The organism is Adlercreutzia sp. ZJ242 (assembly GCF_011038995.1).
In the GTDB taxonomy this organism is placed as follows: domain Bacteria; phylum Actinomycetota; class Coriobacteriia; order Coriobacteriales; family Eggerthellaceae; genus CAAEEV01.
In genome coordinates, this window is the sequence record NZ_JAAKEE010000044.1 from 1 (window position 1) to 19522 (window position 19522).

At 65.1% G+C, this 19522-nt stretch carries 14 protein-coding genes; 11 read left to right on the plus strand and 3 right to left on the minus strand.

Annotated elements, in window-relative coordinates:
• The first annotated feature begins 371 nt into the window (after positions 1 to 371).
• From murB to G7Y49_RS09595, 4 genes are all read left to right on the plus strand, one after another.
• Positions 372 to 1271 carry a UDP-N-acetylmuramate dehydrogenase gene (gene murB, locus G7Y49_RS09580; protein ID WP_165173255.1) on the plus strand — a complete coding sequence of 300 codons (900 nt, stop codon included), beginning with the start codon at positions 372 to 374 and terminating at the stop codon, positions 1269 to 1271.
• Positions 1262 to 2521, plus strand: coding sequence for a DNA repair protein (locus G7Y49_RS09585; protein WP_165173257.1), 1260 nt, complete (start codon positions 1262 to 1264; stop codon positions 2519 to 2521). The genes murB and G7Y49_RS09585 overlap by 10 nt, the downstream gene beginning before the upstream one ends.
• Positions 2514 to 3092: a YolD-like family protein gene (locus G7Y49_RS09590; protein ID WP_206214622.1), complete on the plus strand. Its 579-nt coding sequence runs from the start codon at positions 2514 to 2516 to the stop codon at positions 3090 to 3092. Before G7Y49_RS09585 ends, G7Y49_RS09590 begins: the two co-directional genes overlap by 8 nt.
• Positions 3093 to 3318: 226 nt before the next feature.
• A complete protein-coding gene (locus G7Y49_RS09595) occupies positions 3319 to 4419 on the plus strand; it encodes an AAA family ATPase (protein ID WP_165173259.1) in 1101 nt (366 codons plus the stop codon).
• A gap of 423 nt (positions 4420 to 4842) precedes the next feature.
• Here G7Y49_RS09595 and G7Y49_RS09600 read toward each other — a convergent pair whose 3' ends face one another.
• Both G7Y49_RS09600 and G7Y49_RS09605 read right to left on the minus strand, forming a co-directional pair.
• Positions 4843 to 6207 carry an ATP-binding protein gene (locus G7Y49_RS09600; RefSeq protein WP_165173261.1) on the minus strand — a complete coding sequence of 455 codons (1365 nt, stop codon included), beginning with the start codon at positions 6205 to 6207 and terminating at the stop codon, positions 4843 to 4845.
• A gap of 173 nt (positions 6208 to 6380) precedes the next feature.
• Positions 6381 to 7325, minus strand: coding sequence for a LysR family transcriptional regulator (locus G7Y49_RS09605; protein WP_165173263.1), 945 nt, complete (start codon positions 7323 to 7325; stop codon positions 6381 to 6383).
• A 375-nt stretch (positions 7326 to 7700) separates the two neighbouring features.
• Between G7Y49_RS09605 and G7Y49_RS09610 the strand changes: the two genes are divergently transcribed.
• The 5 genes from G7Y49_RS09610 (at position 7701) to pckA (ending at position 15997) form a co-directional block, all read left to right on the plus strand.
• Positions 7701 to 10292: a molybdopterin-dependent oxidoreductase gene (locus G7Y49_RS09610; protein ID WP_165173265.1), complete on the plus strand. Its 2592-nt coding sequence runs from the start codon at positions 7701 to 7703 to the stop codon at positions 10290 to 10292.
• 5 nt (positions 10293 to 10297) lie between these two features.
• Positions 10298 to 11041, plus strand: a complete 744-nt coding sequence (locus tag G7Y49_RS09615; RefSeq protein WP_165173267.1) for a 4Fe-4S dicluster domain-containing protein — start codon at positions 10298 to 10300, stop codon at positions 11039 to 11041.
• A gap of 106 nt (positions 11042 to 11147) precedes the next feature.
• Positions 11148 to 12473 (plus strand): GntP family permease, encoded by a 1326-nt coding sequence (locus G7Y49_RS09620; protein WP_165173269.1) that lies wholly within the window; start codon positions 11148 to 11150, stop codon positions 12471 to 12473.
• A 127-nt stretch (positions 12474 to 12600) separates the two neighbouring features.
• Positions 12601 to 14130 (plus strand): cytosine permease, encoded by a 1530-nt coding sequence (locus tag G7Y49_RS09625; RefSeq protein ID WP_165173271.1) that lies wholly within the window; start codon positions 12601 to 12603, stop codon positions 14128 to 14130.
• Positions 14131 to 14401: 271 nt separating this feature from the next.
• Positions 14402 to 15997, plus strand: coding sequence for a phosphoenolpyruvate carboxykinase (ATP) (pckA, locus tag G7Y49_RS09630; RefSeq protein ID WP_165173273.1), 1596 nt, complete (start codon positions 14402 to 14404; stop codon positions 15995 to 15997).
• Between the two features lie 51 nt (positions 15998 to 16048).
• Here pckA and G7Y49_RS09635 read toward each other — a convergent pair whose 3' ends face one another.
• Positions 16049 to 17383 (minus strand): molybdopterin-binding protein, encoded by a 1335-nt coding sequence (locus tag G7Y49_RS09635; protein ID WP_165173275.1) that lies wholly within the window; start codon positions 17381 to 17383, stop codon positions 16049 to 16051.
• Positions 17384 to 17812: 429 nt separating this feature from the next.
• On the opposite strand from G7Y49_RS09635, the gene ahpC reads away from it, so the two are divergent.
• The gene (gene ahpC, locus G7Y49_RS09640) at positions 17813 to 18376 is read left to right on the plus strand and encodes an alkyl hydroperoxide reductase subunit C (RefSeq protein WP_165173277.1); all 564 of its coding nucleotides are present in this window, start codon (positions 17813 to 17815) and stop codon (positions 18374 to 18376) included.
• 88 nt (positions 18377 to 18464) lie between these two features.
• On the plus strand, positions 18465 to 19522 hold a 1058-nt coding region (locus G7Y49_RS09645), incomplete at its 3' end, for an FAD-dependent oxidoreductase (protein WP_165173279.1).

Here is a 19522-nt window from a genome sequence, read left to right on the forward strand (position 1 = left end):
GCTGCGGGCGCGGGGTTGCTGCTGCGCGGGCTGGCGGCGCGGGCCGCAGGCGCGGCCGGCGACCTGCGGCTGGCGGTGCGTGGGGGCTGCGGCTGCGGGCCATGACGCGGCTGCGGTCGGACTGCGGAGAGCCCCCGTGCAGAATTATCGCGAGAAAATGGCAGAAATCTTCAGTTCTTTGTCAATTCCATGCCTCCAAGCGCGCCTTCAGGAGCCCGTTGCGCCTAAGGGCATGACGCGCTCCGGCAAAACCCCAGCTCAGGAAAAGCAGCGTGCCGTCTTCGCCAAGAAGAAGTCCGAGAGATTGACAAAGAACTGAAGATTTCTGCCAAAAATGCTGAGATTTTTTGCAAGGGCATAAGGAGAGCGGAATGTTTCCTGATGAGTTGCGCGCCATCGTGGGCGCGGAGGGCGTGCTGGCAGAGGAGCCGCTGCACGCGCACACGACGTTTGCGATCGGCGGGCCGGCCGAGTGGCTCGTGCTGCCCGAGGCCGAGGAGCAGGTGCGCGACGTGGTGGCGCTCTGCCGTGCGCACGAGGTGCCGTGGCGCGTGCTGGGGCTGGGCTCGAACGTGCTCGCAGCTGACGCGGGTGTGCGCGGCGTGGTGATGAAGCTGGCGGCGAACTTCGCGCGCATCGAGGTGTGCGACGGCGGGCGGGTGATCGCGCAGGCGGGCGCGTCGAACGCCGACGTGGCCGAGGCGGTGTGCGCGGCGGGCCTGGCGGGCTACGAGTTCGCCAGCGGGATCCCCGGCACCGTGGGGGGTGCGGCCGTCATGAACGCGGGCGCCTACGACGGCGAGTTCAAAAACGTGGCCGTGCGCGTGCGCTGCCTGACGCCCGCGGGAGACGTGGTGGATGTGCCCGCCGAGAAAGCCGCGTGGTCGTACCGCCACTCCATGATGATGGACGCGGGCTACGTGGTACTCGGCGCTGAGCTGCAGCTGGCCGCAGACGACCCGGTGGCCATCCGCGCGCGCATGGATGACCTGGCGCAGCGCCGCGCCGAAAAGCAGCCGCTCGAGATGCCGAGCGCGGGCTCCACGTTCAAGCGGCCGGAGGGCTACTTCGCGGGCAAGCTCATCCAGGATGCGGGGCTGCGCGGCTATCAAGTCGGCGGGGCGCAGGTGTCGACGAAGCACACGGGCTTCGTGGTGAACGCCGGCGGCGCCACGGCGGCTGACGTCCTGCAGCTCATCGCCGACGTGCAGCAGCGCGTCTACGAAAGCGAAGGCGTGCGCCTCGAGCCCGAAGTGCGCTTATGGAGCTAGCGCGCACCTACGTCTGCATCGACCTCAAGTCGTTCTACGCGAGCGCGGAGTGCGTGGCGCGCGGGCTTGACCCCATGACCACGCGCCTCGTGGTGGCCGATCCCGAGCGCAGCCAGACCACCATCTGCCTGGCCATCACGCCCGCCATGAAGGCGCTCGGCATCCGCAACCGCTGCCGCCTGTTCGAGATCCCCGAGGGCGTGCAGTTCGAGGTCGCGAAGCCGCACATGCGGCGCTACATGGAGGTGTCGGCCGAGATCTACCGGGTGTACCTGCGCTACGTGAGCCCGCAGGACATCCACGCCTACTCCATCGACGAGTGCTTCATCGACGCGACGGCGTACCTGAGCCTGTACGGCCTGGACGCGCGCGGGTTCGCCAACCTGCTCATGGGCGCCGTGATGGCCGAGACGGGCATCCCCGCCACGGCAGGGGTGGGCCCCAACCTGTTTCTGGCGAAGCTCGCGCTCGACGTCACGGCCAAGCACGCGCCTGACCGCATCGGCTTTCTGGACGAGGCGAGCTTCCGCGAGACCATCTGGCACCACCGGCCCATCACCGACATCTGGAACATCGGCCCCGGCATCGCGCGGCGGCTGGCGAAGTACCGCGTGTTCGACCTGTTCGGCGTCACGCAGATGGACGTCGACGTGCTGTACCAGGAGTTCGGCGCGAACGCGGAGTTCCTCATCGACCACGCGTGGGGCGTGGAGCCGTGCACCATCGCCGAGATCAAGGCCTATGAGCCGGAGTCCACCTCGCTCGGCAACGGCCAGGTGCTGCCGTGCGACTACACGTTCGAGGAAGGCCGCATGGTGCTGCACGAGATGGTGGACGCCACGGTGCTCGAGCTGGTGGAGAGGGGCGTGGTGACCGACCGCGTCTCGCTGGCGGTGGGGTATGCGAAGGGAAGCGGCGAACATGCGAACGCGAGCCGCAAGCTGCCCGAGCGAACGAACTCGCTGGCTAAGCTCATGGCGTACCTTGACGCGCTGTATGACGAGATCGTCGACCCTGTCAAGATGGTCAAGCGCGTGAACCTGGCGTTCGGAGGGCTCGTGCCCGAGGAGCTTGCCACCTACAACCTGTTCTCCGACGTGGAGGCGGAGGCCGAGGAGCGTCGCCGACAGGAGGCGATTCTGGCCGTGAAGCGGAAGTTCGGCAAGAACGCCCTGTTCAAGGGCGTGAGCCTGCGCGAGAAGGCCACGGGGCGCGAGCGCAACGAGATGGTGGGAGGCCACCATGGCTGATCGTCGCGAAGGGGCTGCTGCGAACGGGGGCGCGGACGCTGCGGCTGCCGCTGGTCGCGGAGCGCACGAGCCCGCCGGCTGCGAAGCGCGCACGTCCTCTGTTTATGGGAGCGCTGCTGCTCGCGAAGCAGGCGCGCGGATGGTGCTGGCGGAGGACGTGGAGCTGGCGAGTTTGGACGAGCGGGCGGCGCGGCGCGTCATCGGCAAGCCGCATCCCGACCGCGCGCGCCAGTTCAAGCCGTTTGCCGCGCTCAAGGGCTACTACGACCTGCTGGCCTCATGCGAGCGCGTCCCCGAGCCGCGTCGCGAGCTCACGGACGAGGAGCAGCGCGAGCTCGGAGAGCAGCTGTCCCGGCTCGCGCGCGGGCAGGTGGTCACCGTGACCTACTACGATGGCGACGCCTACGCGACGCTCACCGGCGCCATCGCCCAGGTGGACACCATCCTGCGAGCCCTCCAGCTCATCCAGACGCGCATCCCCTTCGACGCCATAGCCCGCATCGCGCCCGGGTCCCTTGAACGCTCGGTGCAGAAGGCTCAGGGGAAGCAAGGGGAACACCCATCCTATTGAGTGATTTTCTCAGCATATTGAGTAAAAACGCCCTTGCAGCGGGGCGAGCTGACAAACGCGGTTGCCAAATGCCCCGCCCTCCTCAGCGTCGAATCCCTCATTGATAAAAAATGATAGAGAATGATAGAGAATGATAGAACTTGATAAAAGATGATAGAAAATGATAGAAGATAATAGAAGTTGATAGAAGTGCCGAGCTGACAGACATTCGGAAGGGATGAGCGACATGGCCTCAGATACCGTTTTCCAGCCTTCCTTTGGGAACAAGCCTGACAAGATCGTCGGGCGGGAGGCGGTGACCGAGGGCATTCTCTCCGGCCTCGGCATGCGCCCCGGCCATCGCGACAGGGCCACGCTTGTCATCGGGCAGCGCGGCATGGGAAAGACGGCGCTCCTTCTCGAGATAGCCGATCAGGCGCTTGACAGGGGCTTCATCGCCGCGCGCGTCGCAGCGAGCGCGAACATGCTTGACGAGATCGTCGAAACGGTGCAGATCAAGGGGTCGCCGTTCGTCAAAGAGCGAAAGTCGAAGATCAAGGGCTTCAACGCGGGCGCGCTCGGCTTTTCCTTCGGCTTGACGTTCAGCGACGAGGTGGCAAGCAACTACGGTTTTCGCACCAAGCTGTCGCTGCTGTGCGACAAGCTCGCTGAGAACGACAAGGGAATCCTCCTTTTGATTGACGAGGTGCAGGCGAACACCGATGACATGCGCACTTTGGCGACGACCTATCAGCATCTCGTGGGAGAGGGGAAGAACATCGCCATCGTCATGGCGGGGCTGCCCACGGCGGTGTCGAGCGTGCTCAACGACAACATTCTCACGTTCCTCAACCGTGCGCGCAAGGTGCGCCTCGAGCCGCTCTCGCTTGAGCCCATCCGCGTGTACTACAGGCTCACCTTCAACGCGTTGAGGAAGGAGTTCCCTTCGGAGCTTCTCGACGAGGCCGTGAGCGCGACGAGGGGCTTTCCCTACCTGCTGCAGCTCGTCGGGTACTATCTTGAGGAATACTCCGCAGGGTCGGCGTCTATCGACGACGGCATGGTGTCCGATGCCATTGCAAGCGCGAAGCGAGACCTGGAGGCGGACGTGTTCGCTACGACGCTCAAGCCGCTCTCCGACACGGACGTGAAGTTCCTCGAAGCCATGGCCGTTGACGAGGGGCCCAGCAAGGTGTCCGACATCCAGGCGCGTCTCGGCGTCTCGGCGGGATACGTCCAGTCATATCGCGCGCGCCTGATCGAGGCGGGGGTCGTTGCGAGCGAGCGGAGGGGAGAGCTTGAGCTTGTCGTTCCCTATCTGGGCGAATACCTGAGAAACCGCGAATAGCTCGCGCTTGGAAGCGTTTGCGCGCAGCGTGTGGCGAGCCTCTTTCACCAAGCCGTCGCTCGGTTTGCGCGGTCGGGCTCTTTGCGAACAGCGGCGTAGGGCCGGACATGATTGCTCGCGTCCATCCTGCGAACCCTCCAGCTCATCCAGACGCGCATCCCCTCCGACGCCATAGCCCGCATCGTGCCCGGGTCCCTTGAGCGCCCGGCGCAGAAGATGCAGGGGGAGCGCTCGCCCTATTGAGTGATTTTACTCAGTATATTGAGTAAAAACGCCCTTGCGGCGGGATAGGCTGATAAGCATCCTGTCCTCTTCAGCGTCGAATCCCTCATTATTGAAAGATGATAGAGAATGATAGAAGCGCTGAGCTGGCAGGCTCAAGAGGGGAGGCTGCCAGCTCAGCAGCATGGTGCTGACCAGCGCTTATGATTCTTGCAGGAGCCATTTCCAGGCGGGGATGACGCGGATCGTCCCCGCCTTCGCGGAGATCTCCGACTCCTCGTTGAGGGTGACGATGACCCCCTCGCCGCAGCCGAACTGCGCCATTCCCTCTTCAAGCGCGCTGACCTCGCGTTTGCGCGTAGGGGCGTCTTCCATCGAGCAGCTCACCTGCACGAGCTGATAGGCGCTCTCGGCCAAGGCATCGCCCTCGATGAAGTCGATCTCCTTTCCTGACGGGAGCTTGACCATGGCGACGTCGCCGAGGCGCCCGGCCTTTCTGCGGCGGCGCAGCTCAAGGTAAACGGCCGTTTCGAGGGCGAAGGAGAGCCCGTCGTTCGAGGCGGGGATGATCGACCAGTACATGCCGGGATCGCTGGCGTAGAGCTTGAGGCCGCCGAGCCTGATCTTCTGTGCGGAGTAGCTGAAGTCGTACGCCTGGTAGACGAGGTGGGCGTCTTCGAACGCGTCGAGGATCTCCGCGATCTTCGCCCTGCCAGGGGTGTATCCGCGCGCTTTGCCCTTGTTGTCAAGGCGGCTTATGGACACGTCGCGCGCGCTTGACGTGACAGCGGTTCTGGCGAGGTTGCGTGCGTACGCCGCGTTCGACAGCCGGCTTCTTTCGACGACGTCGCGCGCGACGGTGAGCTGGACGTAGCTCTGGAGCAGCTGGACGCGCTCGGCGTCGTCGAGGCCGAGCGCGGCGGGAAACCCTCCCTCGACGAGGTAGCGCTTGAGCATGCCGCTGAGGCGCGAGGCGGTCTCCTTGTTGCTGAGCTCGCGTGCGCTTTGGGGCTCGAGGCCGAGGGCGCGCAGGTATTCGCGGAAGCTGAACGGGAGCAGCTCGTAGGCGATGGACCGCCCGCGGAACTCGGTGGCGATGTCTTCGGCGAGCAGCCGGGAGGATGACCCCGTGACGTAGAGCGATACCTTTTCGGTGTCGAGGATGCGCCGCAGGGTGATGCCCCAGCCTTCAACATCTTGGATCTCGTCAAAGAACACGTAAGCGCCCTTGCTTCGTGCGTCCGGGTTGTCTTCGAAGAAGATCTCGAGCGTGCGGCTTATGAGGTCGCCGGCGTAAGGCCTGAGGCGATCGTCATCGAAGTTGAGGTAGCAGATCCTGCCCAGGTCGACGCCGCTGTCAACGATGCGCAGGATTTCCTGGTAGAGGCGAAACGTCTTCCCCGACCGCCTCATGCCGACGACGGCCTTCGCGGTTCCTCCCACCTTCGGCGGGGTGATTTTGCCGAGGGACAAATCGCGCGAGATGATCTCCCGCGACACGGACGGCAGGATGGTTTGCCGGAAGTCATCCAAAAGCATGCGAATGGTGGCGTCAATCGAATTCAAGGCGCGTTCCTCTCATCGTGGCCATCAATCTGAGAGAAATTCTATCAGATTTTGCGATAATCTGTAAGAAAATCTAACAACTGAGTACAGCACTGCAGTGCGTTTCCTCGACGCAGTTGCCTGACGGGTTCCCTGTTCCCGCAGCCTACCTTCGTTTCGCGCTGTTCCCGCCCTTAGGAGTTGATATAGGCGCTGACGTCCTTGGTGAAGTAGCCTTCGGGTAGGTTGGCGTAGATGTAGTTGATGAACGCGCGCGCCTCGTCGCGCAAGACGTGCTCAGAGCTCCAGGCCAGCGACACGGGGTACCACATGGGCGCAGTTGCCACCTTGAAGCGCACGATGTCAGGGTCGTCTTTGCAGCGCGCGTAGATGCAATCGGGGATGCTGCACCATCCGAGACCTGCGCGCACGCCCTCCACCATGGCCTCATGCGTGTCGAAGCATGCGATCATGTTGTGGTTCTGCAGCGACAGGCCGTAGCGCTCGCGGAAGTGGCGGTTGCCCACCATGTGGCGCCCCGAATCCCACTCGTAGATGATCATGGGCCACTTGAGGAGCGTCTCGATGGGCAGAGGATGCATGACCTGGTTGTAGGGCGGCTTGTTCGGTCCGATGAAGATGAGCTTCTTGTATCCGAGCACTTCGCTGACGAGCCCCGCCTCCATTGGCCAGTTCTCCAGAAGCGCGAAGTCAAGCTCGCCTGCATGCAGCTTCGCCACCAGCTCGGGCTCGTATGCCGCGTCAAGGTGCACGCGGGCTCCCGGTTGCACGTCGCGCAGGTAGCCGGCAACGAGGCGCGGCAGCAGCGCCACGCCGTCGTTCAGGCACATGCCCACTTTGATCGTGGCGTTGAAGTGCTCGTCGATGGCGGCCAGCTGCGAGGCGAGTACGCGCTCGAGCTCGGCGGTGTTGCGGGCGAACTTCACCACGAGCTCGCCTTCCGGTGTCATGCTGATGCCGGAAGGAGAACGGTCGAACAGCTTCTTGCCGAACTTCTTCTCGATGGTGGCAATCTTTTGAGACAGGCCGGGACGCGACATGTAGAGCTGCTCGGCGGCTTGCGAGAGGCTTTTGGACTCCGAGAGTACGATGAGAACCTGAATGTCATCGAAAAGCATGCTTACCCCTCCCCTCTGGGTTCGCAAACTGCGCAAGAGACCTTGCCAAGCCCTCAGAAGAGGGTACAGCTATACATTAATTTGATCACACTCAAACCACATATGTCCAGATGATTTCAGCAAGTCGGTGCAGGTTTTTCTTGCAGAGAGCGTAAGAAAAACCTGCATGGTTGGCTCCTTTACGCCCCATGTTGGAAACTGTGACGGCGAGTCGGTGAGCGGCATGCCAACTACCTGGTCAGGGGCGTATCTTCGATTAGACGCGTAGCAAGGGGACGCGGGCGAGCGAAGCGTGGGGCGAAGGCCTCAGTCTCTCATAAGCTGCCCGTTTTTCCTTGCCTGTCGACAAGCGAGAGAACAGACGAGGAGGGGCTGATGGACAAACAAGCCATCATCGAGGCCAGCCGCGCGCGCCGCGAGGGCGAGCGCATCTTCTACACGTCGTGCCCGGCGAATGGCTGCTGGGACTCGGCGTGCATCTTGCGGTGCCATGAGAAGGACGGCAAGATCATCGCCATAGAGGCTGATGACTCCGTCAACAAGAACGACAGCCGTGAGGACTGCGGTTGGGACAACATCTGGAAGGGCAACGTCCAGATGCGTCCCTGCGCCATGGGGCATGCCTGGAAGCAGGAGCTCTACGCTGAGACGCGCCTTCTGCATCCCATGAAGCGCGTGGGCAAGAAGGGCGCCGGCAACGGCTATTTCGTGCCGATCAGCTGGGAGGAGGCGCTTGACACCATTGCGGAGAAGATGATCGAGATCAAGGGGAAGTACGGCCCCTACGGCATCTTCCACTCCCAGTACCCGAGCTTCGGGAAGAACGGCTTCCCGCTGGCTCCTTGGTGGGAGGCGGGCTTCGGCGCCTGGGGCGAGCATTCCTGCTCGGGGCACGCCGCCGGCGAGATATTCCACATCGGCGTGGACATGCCCAAGTGCGCCAAGGGGCTGGCGGACAACCTGCCCGGCTTCGAGGCGTCTGACATCTTCAACTCCAAGCTCCTCGTCATGTGGGGCATGGACCCGGTGGTCGCATGGTTCGGCCCGACGTCGTACTACATGCAGCTTGCGCATGAGTACGGCTGCAAGACCATCGTCATCGACCCGCGCTACACCCAGTCCGCCGAGCTTCTCGCTGATCAGTGGATTCCCATCCGTCCTGGCACTGACCTGGCCATGATGCTGGCTGTCGCGCAGGTGCTCTATGAAGAGGACCTCATCGACCACGAGTTCGTCGAGCAGTGGGTCGAGCCCGAGGGCTTCGAGGAGTGGCGCGCCTACGTGATGGGCGAAGGCGAGGACGGCCTCAAGAAGACGCCTGAGTGGGCGGCTCCCATCTGCGCTGTGCCGGCTGAGACCATCCGCGAGTTCGCGCGCCTCTACGGCACCACCAAGCCAGTCCACCTGCAGTACTTCTACTCCTGCGCCAAACGCCATCTCGGCGACTACAGCGCGGCAGCTGCCATGTTGCTCCAGGCCATGACCGGCAACATCGCATGCGCCGGCGGCTGCGAGAGCGGCGCCTGCCTGCCCACCCCGGGTCGCGTGCCCGCGCCGCGCGCCGACTTCGGCCGCGATCTCGGCGGCTACAAGGTGCCGGTGCTGTTCAACAACAACTGCCTCACTGAGATCCTCGCCAACCAGAAGGACTACTGGGAGGGGCGCCTGTCCGAGGCTGACTTCCGCCGCATGATCGGCTCGCCGTCTGATGACGCGCCGCTGCCGAACATCCAGATGATCATCTTCGAGAACAACTACGCCAACAACCACTCCAACGTGAACAAACGCTTCGCCGGCATGGCTGATACTGAGTTCAACTGGGGCTTCCAGTGGCATCTCAACCAGGCGACGGCCGAGCTCTGCGACATCATCCTGCCGGCGCCCGTGTGGCAGTTCGAGGGCATGGACGAGTACATGTACGGCCACCAGCGCTTCGTGAGCGGCCCGAACGGCATGCGCAACTACTTCACGTTCTGCGCGCGCGGCGCGGAGATGCCCGGCGAAGTGCGCTCCAAGGAGTGGGTGTGGACGCAGATCGCCAACCGTCTCGGCGTGGGCGACCAGTACAACCCGCGCCTGTGCGACGTGGCGTGGGAGGACTGGGTCGACGCTCAGGAAGCCATCTACAAGGAGGCCGTGGAGAAGTGGGCCGACAACGAGACGCTCATGGCGTGCCTCGGCTACGATCACAAGATCACCTGGGAGGAGCTCAACGCGAACCCCGTTGTGCGCACTGAGATCGACGTGCCGTTCTACCCGTTCAAGAACGTGCTCGAGCGCGGCGAGAGCCCGTTCAAGACGCCCACCGGCAAGATCGAGTTCTCGTCCACCTTCGTGAAGAACAACGACCTGTCCAAGCTGCGTTGGCGCGGGGAGTTCGAGCCGATGCCCGTGTGGAAGCCGCGCTACCTCGACGCCGATATCGCGCATGCGTCCAACGACGGTTTCTACAATCCGAAGGCTGCGAAGTACCCGCTGTCGATGGTGACGCCGGTATCCATCTATCGTCAGCACTCCTCCAACGACAACAACCCCTATCTGCGCGAGGACTGCTATCGCCATGCTGTGTGGATCTCCGGCGTCGACGCCCAGGCGCGCGGCATCAAGGACGGCGACATCTGCCGCGTGTACAGCGATCGCGGCGAGGTGGAGCTGACCGCCTACGTCACCAACCGCATGACGCCGGGCACCGCCGCCGTGCACCACGGCGCATGGTTCCAGACCGACGGCACGTCCGCCGAGATGAACAAGTTCGGCAAGGATCTGCGCGGCACGCCGAACATCCTGCTCGATGACGGGCATCTGCCCCACCTGCTGGGCGCGCTGATCATTGCCGGCCTGATCGAGGTCGAGAAGGTGCGTGACGGCGATGCTGAGGGCTTCGGTAACGAGGCGGAACGCGGTGGCATGCGCGGTGCGAGCGTGGCGCTTGGCCTGCGTCGCTCGCTCGGCGAGGAAACGGAGTAGAGACGATGACACAGTACGGATTTTTCTTTGACATGAACCGCTGCTACGCCTGCCAGGCGTGCAGCGTTGCCTGCAAGGACTGGAACGACATCGAGCCGGGCGCCGAGAAGTGGATGACGGTGTACGAATGGGAGCACGGCACGTTCCCGAACGTGCGCCTGAGCGCGCTCGCCTTCCCGTGCGCTCACTGCGAGGATCCTGCCTGCGTGAAGGCGTGCGAGTCTGGCGCGCTGTACAAGGAGGACGAGTTCGGCGCCGTCTTGGTCGACCGGGACAAGTGCACGGGATGCCGTAAGTGCTACGACGCATGCCCCTACGGCGCGCCGAAGTTCGCCACCGACGAGCCTGGCTGCAAGATGAGCAAGTGCACCATGTGCGTCGACCGCCTCGCCGAGGGCCAGCAGCCGCAGTGCACCCTGAGCTGTCCCTTGCGTGCGTTCGACTTCGGCCCGCTCGACGAGCTCGTCGAGAAATACGGGGACGTGCGCTACTGCGAGGGCATGCCGTCTCCCGACGCCACCAATCCAGCCTTCATCATCTGGAACTCGCGTGAGAAGACGCCGCTTCTGCCCTACGACGCGGAAGAGGCTGTCAGGCTCAACCAGCAGCGCGGCGATTTGGGCACGATGTTCGAGAGCGAAGAGGATCTCAAGACCTTCGACGAGGGAACCATTCGTCGCAACGAGCTGCGCATGAAGCACGGCAACAACATCGAGCTCATGCGAGCCACGCGCAACGACATGGCATAATCTCGCTCCGCTGGTGTTACGAACGACCTGATGGGTCTTTCGATAGGAAAGGGGTTCCGCTCGCCCGAGCAGGACGGGCGGAACGCAAAGAAAGGGGATTAGAAAAATGGAGTGGATAGGAGTCATCGGCATCATTGCCGGCCTCGTCTTCTTCGTCATTGCGGCCATGAAGGGCTGGAATGTTCTCATCACGTCGCTGATCACCGCGGTGATCATCGCGGCGACCAACGGCATGGACATCATGAACGCCATGGTCGGCAGCGAGAAGTCCTACGTCACGGGCTTGGCGGGCTTCGTGCAGAAGAACCTGCTGATCTTCATGGGCGGCGCCATCATGGGCGAGTTCATGGACAAGTCGGGCGCTGCCAAGTCCATTGCGAAGGCGATCATGGGCAAGGTCGGTACCAAGAGCCCGTACTTCGTGCTGCTCGGCATCGCCGCCATCGGCGCCATCCTCACCTATTCCGGCATCTCGATGTTCGTGGCCATGTTCGCGCTCATCCCGCTGGCGCGTCCGATGTTCAAGGAATGCAACATTCCGTGGCACCTGTTCTGCGCTGCGTGGACGCTGGGTGCCTGCTCGTTCACCATGGCCATGATTCCGGGCGTTCCCGCGGTTGCGTGGATCAACGCTGCGAACGGTTGCGGCGTGTCCCTGACCGCCGCCCCCATCATGGGCATCGTGGGCTCCATCATCGCGATCATCGTCTCGTGCCTGTACATCAAGTTCGCGCTCAAGCGCGCGCAGGCCAAGGGCGAGACCTACGTCGAGACCGCCGACGAAGCTGCCGCTGAGGCTGCCGACGAGAAGAAGATTCCGAACCTCGGCATCTCGCTTCTGCCGCTCGTCACGCTGATCGCGATCATCATCATCGGCTCGCAGTTCGGCGTTGCCAACGTGGTGTACATCGCCATGGTCGTCGCCATCATCGTGTCCGTCGTCGTGTTCTACAAGTACATCGACAGTGCGCGTGACGTGCTCGGCAACGGCGCCAAGGCGGCGCTCGGCCCGGCCGTGTTCACCTCCGCTGCCGTGGGCGTCGGCACCGTGGCTGCCGCTGCCGTGGGCTTCCAGATCATCCAGGGCGCCATCTTCAACATGCCGGGCGGCACCTACGTGTCAGCTGCAACTCTGGCTGCGGCGCTCGGCGGCATCATGGGCTCCGGATCGGGTGCTGTGGGCATCATCGCCACGAACTTCCTCGATCCGTATCTGGCAACCGGCGTCGACCCGGCGGCCCTGGCGAAGATCATCGCCACTTCCGCCACCATCGGCGGCGCGCTGCCGAACTCCGGCGCCATGTTCGGCATGCTGGCTGCCATGGGCTTGAACCATGCTAACTCGTACAAGCACATTGCCGCCATCTCCATCGGCGCGGGCATGTGCTCCCTCATCGTCATGATCCTCATGGCGACGGTGGGCATCGTTTAAGACCCCCTAATCTGGTGCCCCGCCTTAGCGCGGGGCACTGCCTTCGAATGGCTTTCGCCGCGCGGACTCGCTGTATGTTCATGCGGAAAGCCCTTCGAAGGCAGTTCGACGAGGAAGGGAGTAGCTGATGAGCGATCAGGGGAAGAGCAGCAAGGCGGTTGCCAAGTCTGCTCCTGAGGTGAAGACGGCTAAGGGTCACATGTCGAGCACCGCGGGCGCGGCTGGCGGCGGCGCTGCGGATGCGCGGAGCCGCAAGGCAAGCAAGACGAGCGTGACCGAGCAGGTGTCGCTCTTCGAGCGCGTGCCGCAGGACAAGCGTTTGGCTTGGCCGGACATCGCATCGATCCTGTCGGGTGTGGTTTCCAGCCTGTCCAAGCTCATGGGCGGCGGCATCGTGGCGTTTTACGCGGGCTGCCAGCTCGGCGGACTCGCCGTGGCCATCACGTTCGTGCTCAGCTTCGTGCTCACGTACTTCGTGGGCAAGGTGTGCTATCGCGAGGGCCTGCCCAACAACGTGGTGTCGCGCTTCTACATATTCGGCAAGGCGGGCTCGGCAGTGGGTTCGCTCATCTGGATCTTCGTGCTCGTGGGCGTGCTGGCCGTGGGCACCGTGCAGCTCGGCAACGCCATCCTGTTCGCGTTCGGCTGGACGAGCGAGATCGCGCGCTGGGGCCTGTTCATCGGCATCTCGTGCGTGTGGGTGGTCATGGCGCTGTTCGGCACGAAGATCATCGCGCGTATGAACGCGGTGTTCGTGGTGGCGCTGTTTTGCGTGATGGGGTACGTGGTGTACCTGATTGCGGCGAACGGGCAGATGGCCGACGCGGTCACGCACGGCATCCTCATTCCCGGCGTTCAGGCGGGCGAGGGCTTCGCGTACTCTGTGAACTACGCCATCATGACGAGCGGCCTGCTCGCGCTGTTCGCCGCCGACTTCACGCGCTTCGCGCGCCGCGAGCGCGACCTGGTGCCCATTACGGCGGTGGGCAGCTTGTTCGCCATCATCACCTACATCTGCGGCGCGCTCATCACCTACTACGGTTTTTCGAAGTCGGTTGAGTACTTCAGCGGCATGGGCTATGACGCTACGGGTGCGGCGCATGCGGCCATCACGAACCCTGGCGTGTCGCTTGTTCTGGCGGCGGGCGGCATCGGGCTCGCCATCATCTGCCTGTCGCAGATGAAGGTGGAGACGTCGAACTCGATTGGCGGTGCGAACGCGGTGTCGAACTTGGTCAACAGCTTGACGGGGCACAAGATCCCGTGGGTCGTGGCCGTGGTCATCGCGAACGCCATCGGGCTCGCGTTCATTCTCGGCGGCATCTTGGACCAGGTGAACGCGTTCATGAGCTACGGCTCCATCCTCACCACCTCATGGTGCATGCTGCTCATCACTGACTACTACATCGTGCGCGGGCGCATGGGCATCGGGCGCCGTGGCATCAACGTCGACGCTCCCGAGAAAAACGTGAACTGGCGCGGCGTGGGCACCATCGCGGTGGTCACGGTGGTGGCGAGCGCCTTGTACGTCACGGGCGCGCTGTCGGTGCCGTTCCTGCTGGTGGCGCCTGCGATCATGATCCTGTACATATTGGTGAGCTGGCTCGCGCGCGACCGCGTGCGCTCTGAGGAGGAGGCGCGCCTGGGGAAGGAGTAGCCCGGACGCTTGTCTGCCAAGGGGCCCTTTGAGCCTCTTGATCCTCCTGGGCTGCTGGGCTGCGGCGCTTTTGGGCGTCAGATCGCGCATTTCTCGCGCCTTTGCGCGGAAAAGACCGTATCATGGGGCGTATGCAAAAGCGCTTGCGCGCGCCTGCTCTGTGCGCGCGGGTTTCGGCCGCCTTGTCGCGGACGTCCCCGCGCGATTCTGCGCGCAAAGCCACGCCGAGCTGACAGCCGGTGCCGGGAAGCAGACGACTGAGGTGGTTCTTGTGGAAGAGTGGGGTTCCGAACGCAAGCAGGGGTTTGAGCGCGAGCTTGAGGGGCTGGGGATCGTGCCCGCTTGCGCGGTCTACCGCAACCTGTGCCCGTCGGCGCTGGTGGAGCATGCGCTGCGCAAGCGCGAGGGGCACCTCAGCCGGACGGGCGCCTTCGTGGTCGAGACGGGCGCGCGCACGGGGCGCTCCGCGAAGGACAAGTTCATCGTCGATGCGCCCGAGGTGCATGGCGAGATCGCCTGGGGCGCGGTGAACCGCCCCGTGTCACCTGAGGCGTTCGACGCGCTGTACGCGCGCGTGGCGTCCTACCTCGCGCAGCGCGAGCTGTTCGTGTTCGACGGCTTCGCGGGCGCCGAGCGCGCCTTCGCGAAGCGCTTCCGCATCGTGAACGAGCTGGCCTCGCAGAACCTGTTCATCCGCCAGCTGCTCCTGCGCCCCTCCGACGAGGAGCTCGAGCAGTTCGCGCCCGACTACGTCATCTTGGCGGCGCCGGGCTTCGCCTGCGTTCCCGAGCGCGACGGCACGCGCAGCGACGCAGCCGTCATGATCGACTACGCGCGCCGCCGCGTGCTCATCGCGGGCACGCGCTACGCGGGCGAGATCAAGAAGGCGGTGTTCTCCGTCATGAACTACGTCCTGCCGCGCGAGGGCGTGCTGCCCATGCACTGCTCGGCGAACGTGGGCGCCGACGGCGCCTCGGCGGTGTTCTTCGGCCTGTCGGGGACGGGCAAGACCACGCTGTCGGCCGATCCGGCGCGTCGGCTCGTGGGCGACGACGAGCACGGCTGGTCCGACGACGCGGTGTTCAACTTCGAGGGCGGGTGCTACGCCAAGTGCATCAACCTGAGCGCCGAGCACGAGCCCGACATCTTCAACGCCATCCGCTTCGGCGCGCTGGCCGAGAACGTGGTGATGGACCCCGTCACGCGCGAGCTCGACTTCGACGACGACGCGCTCGCGGTCAACACGCGCGCGGGCTACCCCGTGGGTCACATCGCGAACAGCGAGCCCTCGGGCATGGCGCCGGCGCCCCGCACGGTGGTGTTCCTGACGGCCGACGCCTTCGGCGTGCTGCCGCCCATCGCGAAGCTCACGCTTGACCAGGCCATGTACTACTTCCTGAGCGGGTTCACCTCGAAGCTCGCCGGAACCGAGGTGGGCGTGTCGGAGCCGGTGCCCACGTTCTCCACCTGCTTCGGCGAGCCGTTCCTGCCGCTCGACCCCTTGCGCTACGCGCTCATGCTGAAGGAGCGGGTGCAGGAGGCGGGCGCCCGCGTGTACCTCATCAACACCGGGTGGAACGGCACGGGCGAGCGCATGCCGCTCAAGTACACGCGCGCCATGGTGTCGGCGGCGCTCGACGGCATGCTCGAGGGCGGCGCGTTCACGCCCGACCCGCATTTCGGCGTGCTCGTGCCCGCGGCGTGCCCCGGCGTGCCCGACGAGCTGCTCACGCCTGCGAGCACGTGGGCTGACCAGGAGGCGTACGAGGCGTCCGCCGCAAAGCTCGCGCGCATGTTCGAGGAGAACTTCCAGCGGAAGTACGCCCACGCTCCCGAGGAGATCCGCGCTGCCGGCCCGCGCGGGTAAGGGGGCGCTTACGCGGGAGGGCTCGGGCGCCCGCTTCGAGGTCCTTGGCGGCTACCTCAGCTCGCACCAGATGATGCTGCCCGGCTCGGGCGGAACCTCGCCGGGGCCGGCGGGCAGCATGCAGTAGGCGTTGGCGTGCTGCGTCTCGGGGCTGCCGGGGTGGCCGAGCACGGGCGTGGCGGCCAGCGTGCCGTCGGGCTGCGCCTCGAGCGTGAGGAAGCGGATGGAGAAGAACGAGCTGCCCGGCTCGGTGGCCTCGGGCGGCCGCGCTTCGCCGGGGAGCTTTCTCGGCTGCGGCTTGCCGAACTTGTTGGGGGCGAAGGGCGCGGCCAGGCGCGCGGGGATGCGCTCGGGCGCGGGGTCAAGGCCCAGGAACGCGCGCATCACGGGGCGCAGGTAGAAGTTCAGCGTGAACGACGCGCCGCCCGAGGGACCTGAGATGCCCACCACGGGCGTGCCTCCCACCAGGGCATACGAGCTGTGGTGGCCGGGGCCGTGGTTGGTCTGGTGGCAGACGACCTCGCCCATCTCCTCGAGCACCTCAACCGACCAGTCGTCGGAGCCCTTCGACGACCCGGCGTTCAGCACGATGATGTCGGCCACGCGCGCGGCGTGCGCGACGGCCTCCTTGATGGCGTCGTGCTCGTCGGGCACGATGTCGAAGGGGACCAGCTCGCCGCCCCACTGCTCCACCTTGCCGCGCACGACCAGGCTGTTCGACTCGAAGGTGTGGCCGCGCCCCGCGTACTTCTCGGGCGCGGAGGGCGCGAAGGGAAGGTTCGCGGGCACGAGCTCGTTGCCGGTGGGGATGAACGCCACGCGCGGGCGCGCGAGGACGGCGACGGCGCTGTGGCCCGCACCCGCGATGCGCGCCGCGACGTCGGGTGTGACGAGGGCGCCGGCGGGGACGACGGTCTGCCCGCGCTTCATCTGGCTGCCCGCGGCGCGCGTGCCTGCGAACTGGCGCGAGGGCGCGGCGTCGATGGTCACGTGCTGCTCGTCGTCGGAGACGGCCACGTGCTCGATCACGATGGCGGTGTCGAACCCGGCGGGCATGGCGACGCCGGTGTTGGCGAACTCCCAGTCGACGCCGCGCACCCAGGCGGCGGTGTCGGGCAGGGCGCCTTCGGGCAGGTCCTCGAAGGCGGCCCAATGCACGGCGATGGAGTCCATGCAGCAGGTGAGCGCGTTGGGGACGTCCGTGGCGGCGCGCACGTCCTGCGCGAGCACGCGGCCGAGCGCCTGGTCGAGGGCGACTTGCTCGACGCGCGCCGCGCCGCCCTCCTGCTTGCCCGAGGCGCTGAAGCCGACGGCGCGGCAGCGCTCGAGCATCCGGGAAACCGCCTCCTCGCGGGAAAGCTCGATGTGATGGGAATGATCTCGCATGGGATGTCAGCCCTTTCTCCTCAGGCGGCATGGCGTCCGGCCTCGGGAATCGTCGATGCGTCCATGTTGATGCGTTCGCAGTTCGTTTCCGCTCGATGATACCTCATTTAAGGATAATTTCAAATCTCCCTCGATTTCGCACGCGCGGCTGCGCAGTTGTGGGGAATCTGCGGAGCGCGCCTTGCAAAGCGCCGTTTCTGGCATGCGGGGCGCCACTTATATGTTATAAATTAGGTAGCAATTAAATTGACAACCAAAGACTGCTTACATCAACTACACTGTCAGCACCAGCTGACGCCAGCCAGCACGACCAGCACCAACCAGTATCAACCCGCACCGACCAGCACCAACCAGCACTACCCGCACGGCCAACACCATTCGCATCAACCAGCACCAACCAAGTTCAACCAGAAGAGGAAAGGAACGCCCATGTCCCTCATCAACAAAGAGATCGCCGAGTTCTCCGCCCAGGCATACGTCGACGGCGACTTCAAGACCATCACCAAGGACACGCTGCTCGGAAAGTGGAACGTGCTGTTCTTCTACCCGGCCGACTTCACGTTCATCTGCCCCACGGAGCTCGAGGACCTGCAGAACAACTACGCGAAGTTCCAGGAGATCGGCTGCGAGATCTACTCGGTGTCCACCGACACGCACTTCACCCACAAGGCGTGGCACGACTCCTCCGAGCGCATCTCGAAGATCACCTACCCCATGCTCGCCGACCCCACGCACGCCATCGCGCGCGACTTCGAGGTGCTCATCGAGGCTGACGGCCTGGCCGAGCGCGGCACCTTCGTGCTGAACCCCGAGGGCCAGGTCGTGCTCTACGAGGTGAACGCCGGCAACATCGGCCGCAACGCCGACGAGCTGCTGCGCAAGGTGCAGGCGGCGCAGTTCGTGGCCGAGCACGGCGACGAGGTATGCCCCGCGAAGTGGCAGCCTGGCGCCGAGACGCTGAAGCCGAGCCTCGACCTGGTGGGCGCGCTGTAAGCCGCGCGGCCTTGGGCTTGAGGATCAGAGGACTTGCGAGAAGCCGCTCCGCTTGCGTGGGCGGCTTCTTCTCATGAAGGGGAGAGACATGGACGCGAAGAGCATGTACGACGTGGTTGTCATCGGCGGCGGGCCGGCGGGCCTGACGGCGGCGCTGTATCTGGCGCGCGCCCGCTACCGCGTGGTGGTCGTCGAGAAGGAGAAGTTCGGCGGGCAGATCACCATCACCGAGGAGGTGGTGAACTACCCCGGCGTGGCGAAGACGAGCGGGCGCGCGCTCGCTGAGACGATGCGCGCCCAAGCGGAGTCGTTCGGCGCGGAGTTCCTGCTGGCCGAGGTCACGAAGCTCGACATGGCGGGCGACGTGAAGACGGTGCGCACGTCACGCGGCGAGCTGCGCGCGTTCGGCGTTCTTCTGGCCACGGGGGCGCATCCGCGTCGGGTGGGCTTCCCGGGCGAGGAGAGGTTCCAGGGGCGCGGCGTGGCGTACTGCGCTACGTGCGACGGCGAGTTCTTCACGGGCAAGGACGTGTTCGTGGTGGGCGGCGGCTTCGCGGCGGCCGAGGAGAGCGTGTTTTTGACGAAGTACGCGCGGAGCGTGACCATCCTCATGCGCGGCGACGACTTCACCTGCGCCTTCGCGGCGGCAGAGCCAGCGCGCTCCCATCCGAAGATCACCATCCTGCGCAGCACCGAGGTCGTGGAGGTGGGCGGTGAGTCGGCGCTTTCGTACCTGCGCTACCGCAACAACAAGACGGGCGAGGTGGGCGAGCACCGCGCAAGTGCGGGCGACACGTTCGGCGTGTTCGTGCTGGCGGGGTACAAGCCGGCGACCGCGCTGCTCGAGGGCGTGGCCGAGGTGGACGCCGTGGGCTACGCCGTGGTCGACGCCCACCAGCAGACCACGGCCGCGGGGCTGTACGCGGCAGGCGACGTGTGCGCGAAGAGCCTGCGCCAGGTGGTGACGGCCACGGGCGAGGGCGCGCTCGCGGCGACCGAGCTCGAGCGCTACGTGGCGGCCCTGCAGGAGAAGACGGGCATCGTGCCCGAGCGCCCGGCGGGCGTTGCCGGCACGAGCGCAGCAGCGGGCGCGGGCGCGGCGGCGGGTTCGGCGGCCGGCGCCACGGCGGCGGGCGGGTCGGACGC